This is a genomic window from Pseudomonas sp. TH34 (assembly GCF_016650865.1).
Taxonomy (GTDB): Bacteria; Pseudomonadota; Gammaproteobacteria; order Pseudomonadales; family Pseudomonadaceae; genus Aquipseudomonas; species Aquipseudomonas yamanorum.
In genome coordinates, this window is sequence record NZ_JAEKFB010000003.1 from 1 (window position 1) to 19605 (window position 19605).

At 55.7% G+C, this 19605-nt stretch carries 27 protein-coding genes; 21 read left to right on the forward strand and 6 right to left on the reverse strand.

The window, feature by feature from the left end; all coding sequences use genetic code 11:
- Positions 1-921: 921 nt before the first annotated feature.
- Positions 922-1410, reverse strand: a complete 489-nt coding sequence (locus JFU58_RS02450) for a DUF2846 domain-containing protein (RefSeq protein ID WP_201139786.1) — start codon at positions 1408-1410, stop codon at positions 922-924.
- A 163-nt stretch (positions 1411-1573) separates the two neighbouring features.
- Between JFU58_RS02450 and JFU58_RS02455 the strand changes: the two genes are divergently transcribed.
- Positions 1574-1981, forward strand: coding sequence for a hypothetical protein (locus JFU58_RS02455; RefSeq protein ID WP_201139787.1), 408 nt, complete (start codon positions 1574-1576; stop codon positions 1979-1981).
- A gap of 71 nt (positions 1982-2052) precedes the next feature.
- On the opposite strand, the gene JFU58_RS02460 is transcribed toward JFU58_RS02455, so the two are convergent.
- On the reverse strand, positions 2053-2508 hold the full coding sequence (locus tag JFU58_RS02460) for a hypothetical protein (RefSeq protein WP_201139788.1): 456 nt from the start codon (positions 2506-2508) through the stop codon (positions 2053-2055).
- Positions 2509-2737: 229 nt separating this feature from the next.
- Here JFU58_RS02460 and JFU58_RS02465 point away from each other — a divergent pair, with 229 nt between their 5' ends.
- The 12 genes from JFU58_RS02465 (at position 2738) to JFU58_RS02520 (ending at position 9344) form a co-directional block, all read left to right on the forward strand.
- Entirely contained in the window at positions 2738-2989 is a 252-nt protein-coding gene (locus tag JFU58_RS02465) for a DUF1654 domain-containing protein (RefSeq protein WP_201139789.1), read from the forward strand.
- Between the two features lie 731 nt (positions 2990-3720).
- A complete protein-coding gene (locus tag JFU58_RS02470) occupies positions 3721-4032 on the forward strand; it encodes a hypothetical protein (RefSeq protein WP_177033766.1) in 312 nt (103 codons plus the stop codon).
- Positions 4033-4053: 21 nt separating this feature from the next.
- Positions 4054-4239, forward strand: coding sequence for a hypothetical protein (locus tag JFU58_RS02475; protein ID WP_201139790.1), 186 nt, complete (start codon positions 4054-4056; stop codon positions 4237-4239).
- Between the two features lie 21 nt (positions 4240-4260).
- Positions 4261-4527, forward strand: a complete 267-nt coding sequence (locus JFU58_RS02480) for a hypothetical protein (protein ID WP_201139791.1) — start codon at positions 4261-4263, stop codon at positions 4525-4527.
- 204 nt (positions 4528-4731) lie between these two features.
- Positions 4732-4959, forward strand: a complete 228-nt coding sequence (locus JFU58_RS02485) for a hypothetical protein (protein WP_201139792.1) — start codon at positions 4732-4734, stop codon at positions 4957-4959.
- A gap of 56 nt (positions 4960-5015) precedes the next feature.
- Complete coding sequence (locus JFU58_RS02490; RefSeq protein WP_242488198.1) at positions 5016-6176, forward strand: hypothetical protein; 1161 nt, start codon at positions 5016-5018, stop codon at positions 6174-6176.
- A 52-nt stretch (positions 6177-6228) separates the two neighbouring features.
- Positions 6229-7218 (forward strand): RecT family recombinase, encoded by a 990-nt coding sequence (locus JFU58_RS02495; protein WP_201139793.1) that lies wholly within the window; start codon positions 6229-6231, stop codon positions 7216-7218.
- Complete coding sequence (locus tag JFU58_RS02500; RefSeq protein WP_063030637.1) at positions 7218-7880, forward strand: lambda exonuclease family protein; 663 nt, start codon at positions 7218-7220, stop codon at positions 7878-7880. Before JFU58_RS02495 ends, JFU58_RS02500 begins: the two co-directional genes overlap by 1 nt.
- 2 nt (positions 7881-7882) lie before the next feature.
- On the forward strand, positions 7883-8125 hold the full coding sequence (locus JFU58_RS02505) for a hypothetical protein (protein ID WP_063030639.1): 243 nt from the start codon (positions 7883-7885) through the stop codon (positions 8123-8125).
- Entirely contained in the window at positions 8122-8592 is a 471-nt protein-coding gene (locus JFU58_RS02510; protein WP_063030641.1) for a hypothetical protein, read from the forward strand. Before JFU58_RS02505 ends, JFU58_RS02510 begins: the two co-directional genes overlap by 4 nt.
- Before the next feature lie 69 nt (positions 8593-8661).
- Positions 8662-8988: a hypothetical protein gene (locus JFU58_RS02515; RefSeq protein WP_201139794.1), complete on the forward strand. Its 327-nt coding sequence runs from the start codon at positions 8662-8664 to the stop codon at positions 8986-8988.
- A gap of 122 nt (positions 8989-9110) precedes the next feature.
- Positions 9111-9344, forward strand: coding sequence for a hypothetical protein (locus JFU58_RS02520; protein ID WP_201139795.1), 234 nt, complete (start codon positions 9111-9113; stop codon positions 9342-9344).
- 193 nt (positions 9345-9537) lie between these two features.
- Here the strand turns inward: JFU58_RS02520 and JFU58_RS02525 are convergent, their stop codons facing one another.
- Positions 9538-10377 (reverse strand): HNH endonuclease, encoded by an 840-nt coding sequence (locus JFU58_RS02525; RefSeq protein WP_201139796.1) that lies wholly within the window; start codon positions 10375-10377, stop codon positions 9538-9540.
- 144 nt (positions 10378-10521) lie between these two features.
- On the opposite strand from JFU58_RS02525, the gene JFU58_RS02530 reads away from it, so the two are divergent.
- The gene (locus tag JFU58_RS02530; protein ID WP_201139797.1) at positions 10522-10929 is read left to right on the forward strand and encodes a hypothetical protein; all 408 of its coding nucleotides are present in this window, start codon (positions 10522-10524) and stop codon (positions 10927-10929) included.
- Here the strand turns inward: JFU58_RS02530 and JFU58_RS02535 are convergent.
- Together JFU58_RS02535 and JFU58_RS02540 are read right to left on the reverse strand one after the other, a co-directional pair.
- Positions 10904-11116 carry a hypothetical protein gene (locus JFU58_RS02535; RefSeq protein WP_201139798.1) on the reverse strand — a complete coding sequence of 71 codons (213 nt, stop codon included), beginning with the start codon at positions 11114-11116 and terminating at the stop codon, positions 10904-10906. The two genes, JFU58_RS02530 and JFU58_RS02535, sit on opposite strands and share 26 nt — an antisense overlap.
- Before the next feature lie 90 nt (positions 11117-11206).
- Positions 11207-11845 (reverse strand): hypothetical protein, encoded by a 639-nt coding sequence (locus JFU58_RS02540; RefSeq protein WP_099491225.1) that lies wholly within the window; start codon positions 11843-11845, stop codon positions 11207-11209.
- Positions 11846-11902: 57 nt separating this feature from the next.
- Here JFU58_RS02540 and JFU58_RS02545 point away from each other — a divergent pair, with 57 nt between their 5' ends.
- Positions 11903-12715 (forward strand): hypothetical protein, encoded by an 813-nt coding sequence (locus JFU58_RS02545; protein WP_201139799.1) that lies wholly within the window; start codon positions 11903-11905, stop codon positions 12713-12715.
- Here JFU58_RS02545 and JFU58_RS02550 read toward each other — a convergent pair.
- Complete coding sequence (locus JFU58_RS02550; RefSeq protein ID WP_201139800.1) at positions 12661-14238, reverse strand: HNH endonuclease; 1578 nt, start codon at positions 14236-14238, stop codon at positions 12661-12663. The two genes, JFU58_RS02545 and JFU58_RS02550, sit on opposite strands and share 55 nt — an antisense overlap.
- 183 nt (positions 14239-14421) lie before the next feature.
- Between JFU58_RS02550 and JFU58_RS02555 the strand changes: the two genes are divergently transcribed.
- The 6 genes from JFU58_RS02555 (at position 14422) to JFU58_RS02580 (ending at position 19279) form a co-directional block, all read left to right on the forward strand.
- Positions 14422-14850: a hypothetical protein gene (locus JFU58_RS02555; protein ID WP_242488199.1), complete on the forward strand. Its 429-nt coding sequence runs from the start codon at positions 14422-14424 to the stop codon at positions 14848-14850.
- The gene (locus JFU58_RS02560; protein ID WP_201139801.1) at positions 14847-15485 is read left to right on the forward strand and encodes a hypothetical protein; all 639 of its coding nucleotides are present in this window, start codon (positions 14847-14849) and stop codon (positions 15483-15485) included. Before JFU58_RS02555 ends, JFU58_RS02560 begins: the two co-directional genes overlap by 4 nt.
- Before the next feature lie 49 nt (positions 15486-15534).
- A complete protein-coding gene (locus tag JFU58_RS02565) occupies positions 15535-15870 on the forward strand; it encodes a hypothetical protein (protein ID WP_201139802.1) in 336 nt (111 codons plus the stop codon).
- Positions 15871-16066: 196 nt separating this feature from the next.
- Positions 16067-16288 carry a hypothetical protein gene (locus JFU58_RS02570; protein ID WP_201139803.1) on the forward strand — a complete coding sequence of 74 codons (222 nt, stop codon included), beginning with the start codon at positions 16067-16069 and terminating at the stop codon, positions 16286-16288.
- 187 nt (positions 16289-16475) lie between these two features.
- Positions 16476-17669, forward strand: a complete 1194-nt coding sequence (locus JFU58_RS02575) for a tyrosine-type recombinase/integrase (RefSeq protein ID WP_201139804.1) — start codon at positions 16476-16478, stop codon at positions 17667-17669.
- A 20-nt stretch (positions 17670-17689) separates the two neighbouring features.
- Complete coding sequence (locus JFU58_RS02580; RefSeq protein ID WP_008436174.1) at positions 17690-19279, forward strand: ABC-F family ATPase; 1590 nt, start codon at positions 17690-17692, stop codon at positions 19277-19279.
- Positions 19280-19605 lie beyond the last annotated feature (326 nt).

The following is a 19605-nucleotide window of genomic DNA, read 5'->3' on the forward strand; positions in this document are numbered from 1 at the left end:
CCCATAAGCGGGCTTTTTTTTGCCCGCGGCAACGTGTTCCACTATCCGAAATGGAGCCATGTCTAGGCCTGCCAGGAGGTTTACCTCACTCCCGACATAAACAGGCAGTCGAACTGAACTTCTAGACACCGCGTAGAATCGAACTGCCATCACGCCACCTTTCGTAGTGCTATGTACATCGACGACAACGCCCAATTGATCCAAGCCCTGCTAGAGCAAATGTCTGGTGACATCAAAATTGACTCCGTGAATCTGGTCGGCGATCAGGACCTGGTTTTATTTGGTCTGCGAGAGATGATCACGCTAGGGCTGGTCTCAGGGGCTTATCACTACAGCGCGGATTGCGACCCTATTGGTCCGCTCCTCTCATCTGTCTCGGGAGTTTCCCTGACAAAGCGCGGGCTCATCTTCACCGAGCGATAGGCCACCATTTACACACTTCCCCGGGCAGCTAGGCTTAGGTGTTAACGCCTATAATTACGGAATCTTAATGGACGCGCTAAGCAAGCTCGATCTCGAACACCTCCTTTCTGGTCGGCTTCCGCAGTGCACTGTCACATGCTCGATTAACGAAGACGGGTGCTTGTCGATAAACGTGGCTGGACCAGGCACAAACCAGTTCACCATCTCACAGATAGAGCGCAGCCATTATTGTGGAGAAGAGGGAATCAATAAGCTTGTCCGCGAGATCCTGGAGGAGATGGTGATGTCACGACAAGGTACCCATCTGCTCGACTAGTGAGCCCGGCCCAGCGCCGGGATTCTTGTACCTGCCCTTCGTCGAGCCACCATTGAGCAGGTAATCCTAGGGATTGCAGACCGGCTGCGCTGAAGGATCGGCGCCCCAGGTGTCACAGAGAGCCCGCCATTGCGCGGGCTTTTTTTGCCTGCGATTGGCTCTAGATATCGCCTGCCGTAGGGCTAGATCGCCTCAACCTTTCTACATTGAGAAATCTCGGGCAATGCCTGATCTGCAGGCACTTTATTGAGCTGCCACTGCAGGTCAACAGCGACAGCATTGAATCGTTTTGCCTGCACTCTCGTGCTGTTGGATGTGAGGCTAAGGTAGGAGGCATCTGAGCGTTTAACACCGACTACAGTGGTCGTGGTGCCCCCCTCAAGATCGGAATTGCCCAAAATTCCAGCCTTCCATTTCTGGGTGATCGTGTGCTCACCTGGCGTAACAGGCACAGCTACGTAACCACCGTTCTCTAGAGACGCTATCTGCTTTCCGTCCAAAGAAATCAAGGCGGTCATCAGGCCCATATCGTAATTACTGGGCCGGTAGACATAGAGAACACCGTTTTGAGAATCAACGTTTTCAAGTGGCGTGAACTTTGGTCCTGTCATCGTGCAGGAGCTGAGAACCCCCAACCAGAGAAATGCTGAAATCTTCCATACCCGTGTCATAACCGCTCCATTCTGATTAAGCGCTTCATGATCAACACTGCCGGTCCCTCAATCAAACCTTTTATGCTGATTTTGCACACGCCACACTCTCGTGACGCTTCCCACCAATGGTGGCTGTGTACCACGGATGGTAAAGTGCGGCATCAGCCAGAGAGGGACCCTCATGCTAAAGAAACTGCTCATCGCTTGCACCGCCTCGCTTCTCCTTTCCGGATGCTTTAAGCCCACCCCAGAGCAACTGGCCAACCCGGATTTCGGCCCTTATCCATTCGACTATAAAGAAACGATCCAGGCGTACCTGGCTCAAGAGCAGCCGGATCCAGAGTCAAATAAGTACCGTTATTTGAGCGAACCGATACAAGCCTATGATGGCTTCCTCGGACGTAGATTCGGTTATGCCGTTTGCGTGGTTATCAATGCAAAAAATATCTACGGGGGCTATGACGGCCAAGTGCTATGGATGTTCCTGCTTCGCGGCGACAAAGTCATGACTAGCGATAAAACTACTAATCCTGCGCGAAACAACACCATGGCGAGAATGAAGTGTGAGAGGCTAGGCCTAAGGATATAGCGCCCTCCTCTCTGGTGTCTTATCCACGACCAAGAAGCCCGCCTAGGTGCGGGCTTTTTGTGAAGTCGTATTTACTGTGAAGCGCTAGGCGTTGGTGACAACGAGGCTTGAGGTAATGCAACAGCAGAAAGGTTTCCCGTGGCGTCTTCTGGCAATGTGTACATGGCGCCTGTCAGCGGATCTACGATCAGCATGCCGATCAAACCGCCAATCAGCAGATTTCCCCAATACCAGCCGCTAACTGTAGATTTCAGGGGAACCGTCGTCTCGGTGTATCCGTCCTTCTGGAAAGTGACGGTATAGCTTTGGCTTTGAAAGTAGCCTCGGCTGGTCTCCAACAGTGCCGTGCCTGGTGTGACCCCCTTCAGTAATACACTGCCCTTGCTGTCTTTGATTACATAGTTGGCATTTGTAGGCAGGCTGTACAGCCCAACCTTTGGCTTGCTATCGCTCACAATACTCGCGCAGCCGCCCAGGACCGTCATTACTGCAAGTAGTGTGGCGCCCGCCACCTTCCCCATCGTCATATCATCACTCCGTTGCGCCGTCATTGGCATAGCTTATGCTCAGCCGGGCGCGATTGTATCGAAATGATGGCAATTAGACATCCGCCCGATAGCGGGTTTCTTCGCGGTATTGATAACACCCATCATCACGCAATGTATGCATTTATGCATGAAACCTCTCGCCGCCCTCTTGCCAAGATATGTCAGCATCAATACTGTGTATACATACAGTATTCGCAAGGAGCGACGCATGATCCAGGCACCCTACCCCACACCGAAACCGAGAAACTCCTACGAGCTTGTGGGTCGCCGACTGCAAGGCTTGATCGCCTCACCTCGAGTCCAGAGGATTCAGTTGGTTGAGGTTTCCAGGCGCGACGACGAAAGCCCTGAAGCATGGCGCCAGGTCATCCAAGACATCGGCGACACTGCGGGGATAAGGATCGAGCACTTGGATGACGGCGCCGTCAGGATCGGCTGGCGCGAGTACTGCGATTCCTAAATGAGCCCGCCAGTGAGCGGGCTTTTTATCGCTTGCAAGAAAAAATATAAGCATGCTTATTGACGGATAAAATAAGCTGCCTTATATTTCAACTCAAGCCAGCAACGAACAACGCCGGCCAGCAGCGAAAGCTGCACCGTTCTTTAGTGACACCACTTGCCGGATCACCACCGGCCCAGATTCAAGGCAGCGATGAACCGGCCTAAACGGTTCAGAGGGTTGGCAACTGACCCGGGCGTGCAGCGTAAAGCGCCAAGAACAGTTATCCAGCGGGAGAACAAGCCGAAAGGCCCGCGGCTGGAAGAACATTTGATTCAAGCCGGTGACCGACGCCAGTAGCGGGTCACGGCCAGCTCCACAAGATTTGAATTAGCGGGCCCGATAGCTTCGGCTGGGACCGCCGGACCTCATGCACCCTGCCCCACTTAGCCAGGGCATTCAGAGCTGTAGCGTGCATGTTGTAAGGACCTGTGATCCACGGCGAACAGATGCTGTTTGACGCTGTGAGTAGGAAGCTCGAAGCCCACACCGAAGACGACCGGCCAGCCCTGCAATCAGCAGCGGGCAACGGGCCACACCGCTGACGCAACAAACCCAGGCCGTCGCCAGTAGCGGGCCTGGGCACCCTTCCCCACCTCTATTACGTCAGCACTCCTCCCCCGCGCCCATCGGCAACCAGCGGGAGGCATGAGTGTTGACGAATACAGGTGAACCCACCACTGGAGCAAGTCATGAGCAAATATACGGAGGCGATCACGGAGGCGGTAAAGGCTCTGGAGTCGGCCGAAAAATCCCATCAGATCGCGTCCGAACGACTCGCAACCGTTCGCGGTCATGCCGGGCAGCAAGGCTATTCGGTCACCGTAAACGGCGTGACTGTGGCGGTATCCACCTGCGACAGCCGCACTTATCAGGGAACGCTGATTCGTGGTCGGGAAATGATTCACCTGGGCGCCCTCAAGGCTCTTGGTGCTGAGCTTCAAACAGCCGCCGACCGCGTCCGGGACTGCCGAGCGCATTTGGCTGCAATCGTTATCGCCTAACCCCAAACACTAGAGGTCGCCATGAGCGATTCCGCAAAGCCTCGCCGGGTCAAAGCGAAGATCACTCGCCTCGTAACTGAGTGGGCAATCGTCACTTTGGACCGAAACGGAAACCTTGATGAGTTCGTTGAGACCATCGAAGAGCTTGAACACATCGATGTGATGGAAGTGCACAGCATCGGCCGAGTTATCAGCAACCACGACTGACACGCCACCCTGGAGACGATCATGAACCAAAGTCACCACGCTTACTGTGATGTAGCGCTAGCAATGCACCAGCGCCGCAATATGTCCTTGGCCCTTTGTCTTGGGCTGGTCGGCTCCAGCGCCCCGAAGAAATCGCCGCTTTTTCGAGTCATCCCGGCCGGGAATGAGTTCTTCCACGTCGTTGATTCCGCCACCGGCAAGGTGAAAGGGTTTCGCCGCAACCACAACGAAGCCTGCGCCCTGGCCCGGAGCCTGGAGACTCGCCATGCCAACCAGCTACGCGGATAGCGCCCAGGCCAGGGAATCAGACAGGCGCTGGGACTTCCCGGAGCGAACACCGCAAAGCCGCGCCGCCCTCTTTCACGAATACACCGAGAAAGATTTGGCAGAGCGTGAAGTCCGCCGGCTCGCAGAGCGTGCCAGCCTCAAGCGTCGCATTGGACTGGTTATGGCTCAGATGGAAAGCATTTGTCCGCCGGTTGGGGGAGAGACATGAACACCGCCCAGCGAGACCACCAGAACGCCGTCAGCTGGATCGAGGCAGAGATCGAAAACATGATCCGCAACCTTGGCCAGCCCAACGCCAGTTCGGCAGCGACATCCTGCGTCACCCTGGCCTTCATGCTGCGGGCCATTGACGAGGCCGAACATCGGTACTTCCGGGCGCGCATCGACAAGATTTACGCCAACTACAGCGCCTCTATTGTTTCCGCCGCTTAACGGCGCCACCCCACCACAAAACTTCAATGCTGCGCCAGGCGCGGCGAGGGATCGTCATGTCCACAAATACTAAAAAAGCACCTGCACAAGAATCGCTCGAAATGGGCGAAACCGAAGAATCCAAGAAGTCCATTGCCCCAGCTGTCGCAGTCACCGACATCGCGGAGTATCGGCCGCACGAGGAGCAAATCGTTCGCCTGGAAACAACTTACGCGAAGCTGGTCGTTGACTGCTCGACGAGCGAAGGCTTGGCGAGCGCGAAGGAAGTTCGCGTCGATATCCGCGATGTGCGCTACGCCCTGGATAAGACCACCAAAACCGCATTGGTGCCATATCAGCAAAAGGTCAAAGAAGCTCAGGCTCGCGTCAATCAAGTCAAGGAGTTCGGTGAAACGCTCAAGACTCGTGTGCTGGCGATTGAAGAGCCTGTGGATGAAGCGATCAAGGCCGAAGAAAAGCGTATTGCTGATGCCAAGGCAGAGCGCGAGCGTGTCGAGGCTGAGCGTGTCGAAGCCATCCGGGCAAAGATTACCCGCTTCAGCTCTGTCGCTGCCGCATACGCAAGCCGCAGCGCTGCCGACGTCGCCGGAATTCTGCAGGGCGTTAAGGAGTCGGTGATTCTGCCCGAAGAATATGGCGAATTTGAAGCTGAAGGCACCATCGCTCGCGACAACGCCATTGAGCAATTGGAAGCGCTACACAAGGCTGCCATTGATCGAGAGGAAGCTGCTGCCAAGCTGCTGGCTCAGCAGAAAGAGCTGGACGACCTGCGCGAGAAACAACGCATCGCCGACGCTGAGGCTGAAGAACTGCGTAAGCAGCGCGCCGAGGAAGACCGTCTGCGGTTAAAGAAGCAGCAGGACGAGCTGGACCAGCAGCGTCGCGACATGGAAGCCCAGCAACGCCAACAACGCGAGCAGCAAGAAGAACAGCAGCGCCAGCAGCGCGAGCGCGATGCCCAATATCAGCGTGACCAGGAAGAGCTGGCCCGTCTGCGCGCCCAAGCAGCCGCGCCGGCGCCGGTCATTGCTACGGCTCCTGCCTCGATCGAAGCGAAGGCCGAGGTCGCACCAGTCAGCTCACAGACGACCGACGCTGAACAGGACGATTTGACTACGACCGCGCCGGCAGTTGAAGACATTGTCGAGGTTGTAGCGCTGGGCTTCGACGTACCTCTCGACACCGCTCGCGCTTGGCTACGCGCCATCCGCTTCTAACCACCCTTCCACCCGAAAGCCGACACATTCCTTGTCGGCCAGGGAGAGCGCAATGACCGAATCAGACACACAAGCACAAACCGGCATCGCCACGTACCACGATCCATCGCACAACGCCGCGGCGCTCATACTCGACCCAGGCACCATGAGGTCGATGAGCGACCTGGCGATGATGATGTCGAAGGGTGTTACCACAGTGCCAAAACACCTGAAGGGCAATCAAGCCGACTGCATGGCTGTAGTACTGCAGGCCATGCAGTGGCAGATGAATCCCTTCGCTGTCGCGCAGAAGACGTTCATCGTCAACGGTGGCGCTTTGAGCTATGAGGCGCAGCTCGTTAATGCAGTGATCACCGCCAAGGCACCAGTCAAAGGTCGATTGAATTTTGAATGGTTCGGCGCGTGGGAAAACGTCATCGGGAAGATGCGCGAAGTCACCAGCAAAACGAAGAAGGACGAGGACACCGGCGAGTTTAAAAAATACCGCGTTCCAGCCTGGAGTTTTGAGGATGAGAAAGGGCTCGGCATTAAAGTCTGGGCGACCTTCAAGGGCGAAGACGAGCCGCGGGTTTTGGAGCTTCTGCTTACCCAGGTTCGCACACGCAACTCCACACTTTGGGCGGAAGACCCGAAGCAACAGATCGCCTACTTGGTGACAAAAAAATGGGCCCGCCTCTTCTGCCCTGACGTGATCCTCGGCGTTTACACGCCCGACGAATTCGAGGACTCATACGGTGGCGAGATCGACATCACTCCTACCAAGCATGCTGCAAATACTGCTGCCGCTGCTGGCGTTTCGTTTGGCCCCAAATCCCCCTCACCAGAAATTGACGGTGTTTTCGCAGACCTACTGGTCGTCGCGAAGCAGCAGGACATCGAGGCCTATGCGGCAGCATGGGCAGGTCTCAAGCCAAAGCAACGTGCAGCAATCGGGCTGGAGTGCCACGAAGCCCTCAAAGCCATGGCGGCGACCGTCGATGCTGACTTTACAGATATGACCGGCCATAACGGCGACCAGTCCCAGGCAGAGGAGGCGGCATAGTGAGGACGGAACTTCAGGGCACTGAAAAGTGGCGTGCGGACCGATCTGGTCGCGTAACAGCCAGCCGCTTTAAAGACGTTATGGCCTGGGGGAAGCCTGATAAAAATGGGAAGCGCGAGCCGATGGGCGCGCGCACCTCATACATGCGCGAACTGTGCTTCGAGCGACTGGCAAAGAAGTCCAAGCACAATGTCAGCAGCGCCTCTATGAAGTGGGGCCACATCGAAGAGCAAAAGGCCCAGGACGCCTACGAGATGTTGACCGGCAACATCGTCCAGCCGTCGGAGTTCATCGTTCACCCGAAGTACGACTGGCTCGGCTGCTCACCAGACGGCCTTATCAACGATGATGGGGGCACCGAGTCGAAGTGCCCCTTCAACGAGGCGATACACGTCAGGACCTGGCTGGAAGGGATGCCCGAAGAGCATATGCCGCAGATTCAGGGCTGCATGTTCGTTACAGGTCGCAAGTGGTGGGACTTTCTGTCTTTCGATTCCCGCCAAGATGAAGAGTGTCAGCTCTATATCGAGACGATTTATCGCGACGAAGACTACATCGCCAACCTGCACAAAGAGCTGGTTCAGTTCAACCTGGAGCTCAATCGCATGGTTGATGAGGTAGCAGACAAAGCCCGGGCGCAAGCCCGTCGCCTAGGAGCCTGATCATGATCAGTAACCTGAAATCAGACATCGAGTTTCGGCGCGAGAAAGCGCTGGAGCTTTCCAGTCAGGTCCGGCGGCACCTGGCCGCCGGCGGCAAGCTCACCATCGGCGATAGCCCGGCGATCAATCCAGACCCGGCGAAGCGTTCGGAATTCATCGACCCGGCAACCATCCTCAAGCGCCGCAAGCCGCCCATCACCCGGGCCGAGCGTGAAGCGCTGCGCAAACTCGCGGAGGCTTTATGAAAAAGCGCAAGCCGCACAATTTTCAGGCACGCATCGCCCGTTCGTGCCGATCATTGCTGGCAACCAACCATGTCGCAGTGGTGAACATCGACCCCAGTGGCCGCCAGGGCATGATCAATTACAAGTCGCTGAAGAACATCGCTCCAGGGAAGATTGGCCAGGCTGTCTGCGGCATCCCTCACCGGTGGACGATCTACCTCAGCGCCCTCTGCATCGACGCCCGCGGTGACAGATACAGCAAGTCGGTGGAGGTGGCGCCCGATGGCGTTTACCTCTCCGACCACCTGGAAGACGTGATCGAGCATTGCTACAAGAAGCTGCGCGACGAGGCCAACCAAAGTCAGATGGTGGCTTCTGGCTGGATCGCCATCCCCGACACCCTATCGCTGGACGAGGCCCACGCGGCGCGCATCTTCGAAGCCGTCGGCGCCTGGCACCAGGTGAAGGTCGATTCATGCGCCGCATAGCCCGCCCCCAGCAACGCAAACGTCAAACCTGGCTCGCACTGCCGGCCAGCGGAATAGAAGAGGTAGGACATGGCCAAGTCAGTACAAGAACGGTCGGCCAAGGCAGCGCAGAAGCGTCTGGCAGTCGCCGAGAAGGAGTTGCGGCACAAGGTCAGGCCGGGTATCGAGCAGGCCATGGAGCGGATCTGCGCCAGAGGCAAGACACCGATCATCAGCGAGGTTCTACAGATCGCCATCATGAAGATGGACTTGATGGCCGACGACGAGCTTGCGGCCTTCTTGAGCTATCCGCGCCACGAAATCGTGATTAGCGAAAACGTGGCGCGAGCCTTTCATAGCGAAAGTCTGCGAGAATTACACAACGATCCAGGCGACGAATATTTTTCGCCAGCCTGAGCTCATAAGCCGGATCCTTTCATTATTTTGAACCCCGCTTTACTGCAGCAGTCGTGATTTATAGAGGGCAAAAAGCCCCGGGAAGCCTAGAGCCTTAGAACTTTGCGTGTGTGGAGTAGATGATGAACAGTTTCAGTTTCGACTTACCAGTCGCAGCATTGCGCCACGCTGAAAAAATTCTGAGCGAAATAGCCAATGCTGGATCAATGATCGTTGCGGTGAAGTGCGGTGCCAAAGCGAATGGCTTTGTGATCGGGCTGACTTGCACTGGCGCCATCACTGAGGAGCAATCTGAAGCCCTTCTCCTCCAGTTTGATCGTGCGACGGAAAGGAAGCTGAGAGAGTTGTCGATGTAACTCGCGAATCGGACCTTGAGACTCAACGCCGCCAGGCAGGCACTTGAGTGAGTCACGACACCTTTTGTTGTTACTGAAAAGGTGTCGCAACTAATTCGGATAGCGGGCCTGAAGTCGCTCGCCGACCACCCGCCAGAACCAGACGACGTAATCGAAAAGCCAGTATAAGGTCCTATTCCTTGCTAGACAAAACTCAATTGTATGTTTTGTTGTTGACCAAGCGAACTGCTTCCTGAAGTGCATTTTGTGCTGGCAGCTTTCCTGGGGCAAGGCTGTACAAATCAATAAACTTGTCTAGAGACTGCGCTTTACATCCCGAAAAACTATGCATTGGAATGTCGTTCAAGTATAAAGCGAATTCATTGTCCGTAACTACCACGCCGACGGGGCCGAAGCGCATCTTCAAGCGATCTATTACTAGTTTGTCGGGAGGAAGAACAGTGACCCGCAGTACTATAACGCCTGGGGCAGAGCGTATCACAATGCTTCCGCCACTTATCTCAACATCCCAGTTATCAGTGTATGCCTCCCACTCGTTGTCCTGAACTCGAAGTGTTACTTCGCCATTCTCGTCAGTCAGCCATGCACTTAACCTGAACGGTGCGCCAACTTCCTCTGGCGGGTCCACTCTAAGGATGGCTCTGTCGAATATCGTCAAAGGGACAGTGCACATTTCAAAGGTGGTGCCACCAAACTCTATCAGGGGGTGGCCCTGGCAAAAATCGAAAACATCCTTCACAAACCCAGCCTGAAGACACGCTGGAGACTTCATTGCATTAATAACTTTCTGCTTGGACCAGAATTTAGTCGTAACTTTTCCATGGCAAGAAGGACATAATAAAGCGATGTTATTTGCATTATGAATCAGAGCATCACAAAACTCCGGATCAACATGCTCATATTGAACTATCCCTGCACCGCATATAACGCATCCGAACCCGCAACGTTTGCGAACCTCCCTACGAACACCCGCAGGTATTTTTCTTTGAAGACCATGTTTATTTATATTTGGTTGTTTTTCTTGAGCCTTCATTTTCTGAGCGTCTCAATAAATAAATGGGCACTTGCTCTGTAAATCATTCATCACCGGCTCCATGCCGGTCACCCGTAATACTCCACCCCAAACCAAATTGCCACCACCGGTCACCGGAGGGCGGCGCCTGATTGGAGATAATCCATGAGCCACAACTGCGCATATGTCCGGCAGCACTATCAGGTGCCCGCCGAAGTCGGCCGTCGCGTCATCGCCTACGGGAAGCCCGGCGTCATCCTGGCTGATCGCGGCCACTATATTGGCGTGGTGCTGGACGACGATCCGAAGAAGCGTATCAGCAACTACCACCCAACCCACGAAATGCAGTACGGCGAAATGGCCGAGACCCTACCGCTCAAAGAGTGGCTGGTCCTGCCGTTCAACCATGATTGGGATGATTTGAGCTGGGACAAGGAAGCTCGGGAAGATTTGGTTCGGGTGTGGGCAGCAACCCGAAGCCAGGCCAAGTACAAGGCATATGAACAACTTCAGGATTACTGCCACGGCATCACAGCAATGCTTCGATTTAAAGTTCGCCGCGCGGCCCTTTAGGTCGGATGAACTCTTTAAATTCGGTAAGAGCATTGGCTGCAACGGCCTCAAGCGCTTCGTACTGAGCGTATTTTTCATCAGTATCAAGCGGCCAATTTTCTTCAAAAAAATCATCTGCGGCATCAGCCGCGGCGTTCTTCGCGAGCTGAAGTTTTCGAGCTGGGCCTATCGAATGATCGTCGCTCATTGTGGATCTCCTTGATCCGGCTCCATGCCGGTCACCCGTAATACCCCATTTCAACGAATCACGCCAGCTGGCCATAACCGTGTACCAAAGCTAAGCTTGCTTTCTGCGAACCGGTCGCCGACGCGGATGCTCCTCTAGCAAAAAGCTAAAATTCGCCTTAGCTTCCTTTCGAAAAAAGCGCAGGCGCTCTATGTCACTCTCTTCTCTATCGCCAGCTACCTCCCAGCTGACACCCAAGCGACTACAAACATCCAAAGCAAATTGCGTCGCAACCTGCATATCAATCACAACGCCGACTTCCAAAGGCTCAAGATTGTTAATGTCGATTGCCTTCAATGCTTCTAAGTGGCTAGGCCACTCCAAGTTGTATTTGGCCTCAAGATAAGGGCCAATGGTATCGCTCCCAAAATACTCCTGCTGCACTGCATCCTTTAGCAGCTTCGTCTTAATCAAATGCTGATGAGCCAAATAAATTAAAATCCCTCGTAAACGTACTTTTTTATCTAACTCATCAGAAATACGCTGAGCCTCTTGTTTTTTAGACTGCTGATTACTAATTGCGAACGCCCCCCATATAGCAGCGATCGAACCAACGGCCTGAACCCAACTTGCTAACTCACTACTAGATAGCTTCATAAGCGCGACGCAAAAAATTAACGCTAAAGCCAATACAAAATTTTGGACTGACATCCAAGGCTTCATCAGCTCCTTCCCACTATCGCTCAGCATCCCTTACTCCCCCCACCTTGACGTTTGACCGGCGAATATACCCGGCGAGGATCCCCTATGTCCGCACAACAACCGCGAATCGTCTGCCAATTCAGTTGCGGCGCTGCCTCGGCGGTGGCAACCAAGCTGGCTCTGGCCCAGTACAGCGCGACACACGACGTGCAGATCATCAATGCGTTTCTGGCAAACGAACATGAGGATAACCAGCGGTTCTTGCTGGACTGCCAGGAGTGGTTCGGGCAAGAGATCGTGCAGTTGCGCGACGAGAAGTACGATGCGGACATCATTCAGGTTTTCCGGCGCGAGCGATTCATAAAAGGTCGCAATGGTGCACCCTGCACCAAGCTCCTGAAGCGCCGCTTGCTCGATAACTGGAAGCAACCGGGCGACATTATGGTATTCGGCTATACCGCCGAAGAGGTGGACCGCCTGGATGACTTCCGAGACCGAAACCCTGATCGGCCTGTTATTGCCCCGCTGATTGACGCGGGCCTGGGTAAAGAGGATTGCAAGGCGATGATCCAGCGCGCAGGGATCGAGTTGCCGCTGATGTACCGCCTGGGCTACGACAACGCCAACTGCATCGGCTGCGTGAAAGGTGGCGAAGGCTACTTTCGAGCGATCCGCGAAGACTTCCCGGAGCAATTTGAAGAGCTTTGCCGTGTTCAGGATGAACTTGGCCCAGGCTCGTACCTGCATCGCGACCGCAAGACCAATATCCGATTCTCTCTACGTGATCTTCCGCCTGGTAAACCCCGCCGAAACGAGGCGTTACCAGCTTGCTCTTTCTTTTGCGAGATAGCTGAAGCCGACTATCAACCAAGCGGTGCGGACATAACGTCGGGCAGAGCGTTAGCCGGTATAGGGTGAACAACCTGAGCCTTCAATTTGCGATGCAGAACACGATGACAGTTGGCGCACAGGCATCGCAATTGGTCGAGGGTAGTCTTGTGTTGCTCGCCCATATCTGCGACCTGGATCGCTTCATGATGAACTTCAATACAAGCCACCCCAAAATCGCCATACGCTTCGACAGGATCTGTTCCGCACTCCTCGCAGAATAGCCGGCCATGCTTCTTGATAAATGAAGCTTTCTTGGCTTTAGAAAGACCCGGTGAGCGTTCACGTTTCAGGTGGTACACCAGCTTGACTTGGCCCTCTGCCCACTCCCTGTCCTCGGTGTCTATGGGTATTTCGAGCATCTCGATTTGCTCACCCTTGGGGACGACTTTGTAACCCGCAGCTTCCAACAGCTCGAAACAGACGGTCCCCCTTCCCGCAGTGAAATGCTTGGGCATTACCTTGAATCCCAACGCTTCCGTTGCAGCGAGGCCGAAGACCTGCTTGGGAGCTAGTCTGGCATTCGAATCAACTAACAGGTCGTAGTCGATAGAGGGTCCAAAATCCTCTGCCAGGACACCTTGAAGGAGATATTGGACTGCTTTCCAAATGTACTCAGCAGTAACCTTACGTAACTCTTCCGCCGGCAAGCGAGCATTGCCCGCCAGCCCAGTCCCGTCTACGGAAACTAAAGCTTGCGTTGCGCTTACCGCTTCCAAATCAGGGGCGTCCAAGAAGCCAAAAATTACATTACCCAATGCAACTGAAATGGCCGCCAGATAGCAACCCTGGTTACCGTTACCATTTGGCTGGAGAGGTGAGTTTTTTTTCGGCAAAAGTTTTACGATTTTGTCGATGTTAGCTTTCGGCGAAATCGGAGTAGTTAATGCATACCAGTTGACCGACACCAACCACCCTGTAGTAGCCCAGCTTTCGCCAATAGTTCCAAATTCTTCAGGCTTCGGCGCTTCCGCGTAATTACTGATTGCTATGCCCATCGCTTTGATCAGGCCATCCGCGTAGGACACCACAACATCCCCCGGCTCCACCTGGGTCAAATTTTCGTAAGTTTTGTTGCGGGCACCATTTTTATTAGTTTTCGGCGACCAAATGTAGCCACCCTCAAACTCAGCCTTAAAGGTCTGCTTATGGTTTACCCACCAAAATTTGTGCCGGTAGGTTACCGCGTCCTCAAAGTCTCGTAGGCGCGATTCCGAATGTTCTACTGCCTCAGGGGAAAAAAAATCAGGATGCCTAACCACAACGGCTTCAAAAGCGAAATCCTGTAAACCAAGGCCGACTAGAGCTCTGTAGCCTTGCGTTTCTGCTTCACGGGTAACCACTCTCTCGACGCCCGGAACAATCCCATGTTCTTTCAGCATCCTCCACGTGTAAGCAGCTGGCTGCCGCTTCCCATGTTTCTGGAGCAGTGTTTGCTCGTACGACAGCACGGCAAGAATCGACTCGATCTCAGCCGATGAAGTTGCACCAAACTGCTCACGAGCGATTAGCTCCGCTTGTTGCTTCAGGGTTTCAAGCTTATGTGCGTCCATGTTTGCTCTCTCCGATGAGAAACAGAGTTTAAAGCAGATGATGGCATTTCGACACACACACCTCTCAATACGTAATGCGCCAATCCTTACACGGTGCAATTGAATAATTGCAGTGCTACGCACTGATCTAACCGCAACCCCTCCCCCTTCAAAGTCAGCCGATATAGCGGCAAGGACGAAATCATGCCCGAACAAAAGATTACGTTCGTAAACAGCGAGCCCGCCAAGTGCGGCTGCAAGATGGAATTCAGCTCTGGCGATGGTCAGTACTCCGACGTGCTTTTTGTCACTCCCTGTGAGACGCACAGCGGCAGCAAGCCGTTCGGGCCGGTCGAGGTGAAGCGCGATGCAGACGGCTGGTGGTATCACCCGAACATTCCGAGCTTTGGCAAAGGCGAAGACCCGGCGCCCTACATTGCCTGGGTCAAGGAACAGGGACTGGAACTGAAAGGCTGGCACTCTGGCGACGAGCTTGAGGATCTACCTGACGAGGATGCCGCCTGCACCGCCTGGGATCCCGAATCGCCGGGCCCTGAGTGGTTCCTGATGGGGATCTTCGATACGGATGACGGCCCCTATGTTCAGTGGGCGCGCCGGGAGGTTACGCCGTGAGCCAGACCAAAGAACGCCCCATCCTGTTCTCGGCGCCGATGGTGTGCGCCATCCTGGAAGGCCGGAAGACGGTCACGCGCCGACCAGTCAAAGGCGCCGCCTCGAAGTGGTTGATTGATTTCACCCCTGAGTTCGTGGCCGACAGAGCCAATGACCTTTGCCCGCATGGCAAGCCTGGAGATCGGCTGTGGGTGCGCGAGACTCACGCCGATATCGGCTGCCGGCTGACGTACCGCGCCGACCTCGATGATGGCGGACACTGCAAGGTGGCCAAATGGACACCTGCCATCCACATGTTTCGCAAATACAGCCGCATCCTGCTGGAGATCACCGACGTGCGCGTCGAGCGGTTGCAGGACATCAGCGAAGAACAGGCCCAGGCCGAGGGTTGCTTCTTCACCGACTACGGCCAGCAGTGCGCCCATGGGGGCACCGGCTGGAAAGACATAGGCATCTGTCCGGCGGTGGTCGGCCACCAGCAGCGCACCGGCTGGGCCTGGGACAAAACCACCAGCCATGAGGAATGCCTCGGGAGTCCGCGCTGGGCGTTCGCCAATCTGTGGAACGCCACCGGTGGCGACTGGGACTCCAACCCGTGGGTCTGGGTGGTCGAGTTCAAGCGGGTGACGCCATGATCGCCACCCTCTGGTTCGCCTACGTCTTCATCTATAAGGGGCCGAGGCCATGACCGGACAAAACACCCAGGAATTTTACTCTGCCGAGCAAGCTTCTAAGCATGCCGCCGACTGGTGCAGGCGCCATCCCGCATGGCGCCGAATCTGCGATATCCCAGATCACTCCGCATTCATGAAAACCTACGACGAGATTCCGAAACGAGAACGCGCCTACTGGGAAAAGAACGGTGGCGAAGAATGCTGGCGGGAATTCGGGACCGGAGAAAGCAAGGTACCGACAGGGTTCATCTCCGGAAAGGGTGAGTTCTTCGACCACGTTCTCAAAGTACCGCTCCATCACAACCTGATGATGGTTTTCCGCGTTGGCAAAAGCTGGAAGCCGTAACCCTCTAGCCTTAACCCCAATCCCCCTACATGCCTGCCGGTGAGCGGCGGGCGAGGTGCTCACCCAGCAGGGTTAGCCTCGCCATCCATAGACCGGTAAAGAGCCTCTCCTGCTGGGTGAGCGCGGCAAAGATACTCTCAACTGATAATGATTATCAAATAATTTCGACAGCCGCCCAGCGCGGCAAGGACACCCCATGTTCGCTTTCAAACTCACCCTGATCCTGCTGGGCGCTTTGCTGTACCTGGTCGGCAGCGGCTGCTGGTTCTTTTGGATCGGCCCATGCCTTCTTGAGGACGGCGAAACAGCCGACATCCTCTACGCCTTCGTCGGCACCTGCGCCTGGCTACTGATCACCTTCGGTTTCATCGTTCACATCATCAAGACAGCGCGGCCCACGGCGGCCGGCGGGAGGTAGGCATGTCAGCAGCAGAACAAATTAACGATGGCGTCACCGGAGACAAGGTTCCCGAGGCGCAAATGGCCGAAATCCTCGGCACCACCATCGCGGCGCTGCGCTCGAAGCGCGCCAGGAACCAGATACCTCTTGGCGTCTGGAATAAGCATGGCAGCAGGATCATCTACAGCATCAGGAGATATTACGAATGGCTCGAAAGTCAGTGGGTCTGCCCGCAGGAATGGACCTCCACCACGGATCGATCCGCATCCGATTTACGTGGAACGGCAGCCGGCGCAGTGAAACGCTCCCCTATCCCGCGACACAGAAAGGAATCAAATCAGCCTCACAGGTTGTTGATCAGGTAAAGGGGCTGATCAAGCTGGGGTTGCTCGACGACGACAAGTACGCCGAGCTATTCCCCAGCTCCAGAAATGTCGCCGGCGGGAAGATCAACTTCGGCGAGTACGCTCAGCTCTGGCTGGATAGCCGTGAGGTAGTGGCCGGGACGAAGGGAAACTACAAGGGAGCGCTAAACAGGTACTGGATGCCCGGGCTGGCCCTGGTGCGGATCGACCTGATCACCACCACGCTGCTCCGCCGGGTTATGGCTTCCAGGGAGTGGAAGTCGCCGGGGGTGAAGCGCAACGCGATCTCGAAGCTGTCGACAATACTGAACTCCGCTGTGTCCGAGGAGTTGATCCCGAAGAACCCGGCGGCGATCCTGGAGCTGCCCAAGCGTAGCAAGAAGGAAATCGACCCGTTCACCCTGGACGAGGCGAACCAGGTCATCGCCAAAATGTACGAGCACAGTCACTGGCCGAGCACGATCTATGCGGCATTTTTTGAGTTTGTGTTTTTTACGGGAATGCGCCTATCCGAAGCCCTGGCGATGCGCTGGGATGCGGTTGACGAAGAGAAGAGGACGGCCCACGTGTGTCGCGGGATCGCCTTGGGGGAAGTGGTGGAGCGTACGAAAACCGGCGGAGACCGATTCGTTTTGTTGAATGACCGGGCCATGCACGCCCTGCAATTTGCCAGGGAGTACGCGGAGCGTCGGAAAAAAGGCAAAGGGAAAGTGCTGGAAACGCCCTTCATTTTCCCGCCGTCAAAGAACTCGGAGTACGTGAAACAGACATCTGACCTGCACAAGCAATGGATTCCGACTCTGAAAGCCCTGAATATCCGTCGTCGGCCGCCATACAACTGTCGTCACACCTATGCGACAATATGCATTATGTCTGGCATGAACCCCGCCTTCATCTCCCAGCAGCTCGGCCATAGTGTGCAGATGCTGCTCTCGACTTATGCGCGTTGGATCAACTCAAGCTCGGACTGGAGCGAAATGGAAAAGCTCCAGATTGGTCCCAAATTGGTCCCAGCTCAAATAAGCGCACCCTAAGCTATTGATAGGTAAAGTAATTGATCTCCACAGCTAACATCACCATGCAGTTCGGCGCCAAGCCGCTATTTGAGAACGTTTCGGTCAAGTTCGGCGCAGGCAACCGCTATGGCCTGATCGGTGCCAACGGTTGCGGCAAGTCGACTTTCATGAAAATCCTCGGTGGCGACCTCGACCCGTCCGGCGGCCAGGTCATGCTGGAGCCGAACGTGCGCCTGGGTAAACTGCGCCAGGACCAGTTCGCCTACGAAGAATTCACCGTACTCGACACCGTGATCATGGGTCACGAAGAGCTGTGGAAGGTCAAGGCCGAGCGCGACCGCATCTACTCGCTGCCGGAAATGACCGAAGACGACGGCATGGCCGTGGCCGAGCTGGAAACCGACTTCGCCGAGATGGACGGCTACACCGCCGAATCCCGCGCCGGTGAATTGCTGCTGGGCCTGGGTATCGGCATCGAGCAGCACAATGGCCCGATGAGCGAAGTGTCACCCGGCTGGAAGCTGCGTGTACTGCTGGCCCAGGCGCTGTTTTCCGATCCGGAAGTGTTGCTGCTCGACGAGCCAACCAACCACCTGGACATCAACACCATCCGCTGGCTGGAAAACATCCTGACCCAGCGTAACAGCCTGATGATCATCATCTCTCACGACCGTCACTTCTTGAACAGCGTCTGCACCCACATGGCCGACCTGGACTACGGCGAGCTGCGTCTGTTCCCGGGCAACTACGACGAATACATGACCGTGGCGACCCAGTCCCGCGAGCAGTTGCTGTCGGACAACGCCAAGAAGAAAGCGCAGATCTCCGAGCTGCAATCCTTCGTCAGCCGCTTCTCGGCCAACGCCTCGAAAGCCAAGCAGGCCACTTCCCGCGCCAAGGCGATCGACAAGATCCAGCTGGCCGAAGTCAAGCCATCGAGCCGCGTGAGCCCGTTCATCCGCTTTGACCAAACCAAGAAGCTGCACCGCCAGGCGGTCATCGTTGATCGCATGGCCAAAGGCTTTGACGGCAAGACGCTGTTCAAGGACTTCAGCTTCCAGGTTGAGGCCGGCGAGCGCGTGGCAATCATCGGCCCGAACGGTATCGGCAAGACCACCCTGCTGCGTACCCTGGTCAACGAACTGACCCCGGATGCCGGCACCGTCAAGTGGACCGACGCGGCTGAACTGGGCTACTACGCCCAGGACCACGCTTCGGACTTCGAAGACGAGTCCAACCTGTTCGACTGGATGGGCCGCTGGACCAAGGAAGGCGAACAAGTGGTTCGCGGCACCCTGGGTCGCATGCTGTTCTCCAACGACGAGATCCTGAAGTCGGTGAAGGTGATTTCCGGTGGTGAGCAAGGCCGTATGCTGTTCGGCAAGCTGATCCTGCAAAAGCCGAACGTGCTGATCATGGACGAACCGACCAACCACTTGGACATGGAATCCATCGAGGCGCTGAACCTGGCGCTGGAGAACTATCCGGGTACGCTGATCTTCGTCAGCCATGACCGTGAGTTCGTATCGTCCCTGGCCACTCGCATCATCGAGCTAAGCCCGAGTGGTGTGATCGACTTCAGCGGTACTTATGACGATTACCTGCGTAGTCAGGGTGTGGTTTTCTAAGGACCGCTGGTTGTTTGAAATGCAAAAGCCCCGCCCAGTGTGATGGGGCTTTTTTTGCGGTTGGGATTGGGGATCAAACACCCAACTCCCAGACTTCCCCCGCCCCCTGTGGGAGCCGTCGAGCCCCAGCGAGGCCGCGATGGCGGTGTGTCAGGCAACCTCTTTATCAACCATGCCGCCGCCTTCGCAGCCTCGCTAAAGCTCGACAGCTCCCACATTTGATTTGTGCAGCCCGAATGGTTGCGACCGAACACACAATTCCCAGACTTCCCCCAAACCCTGTGGGAGCTGTCGAGCCCTGGCGAGGCTGCGATAGCGGTGTGTCA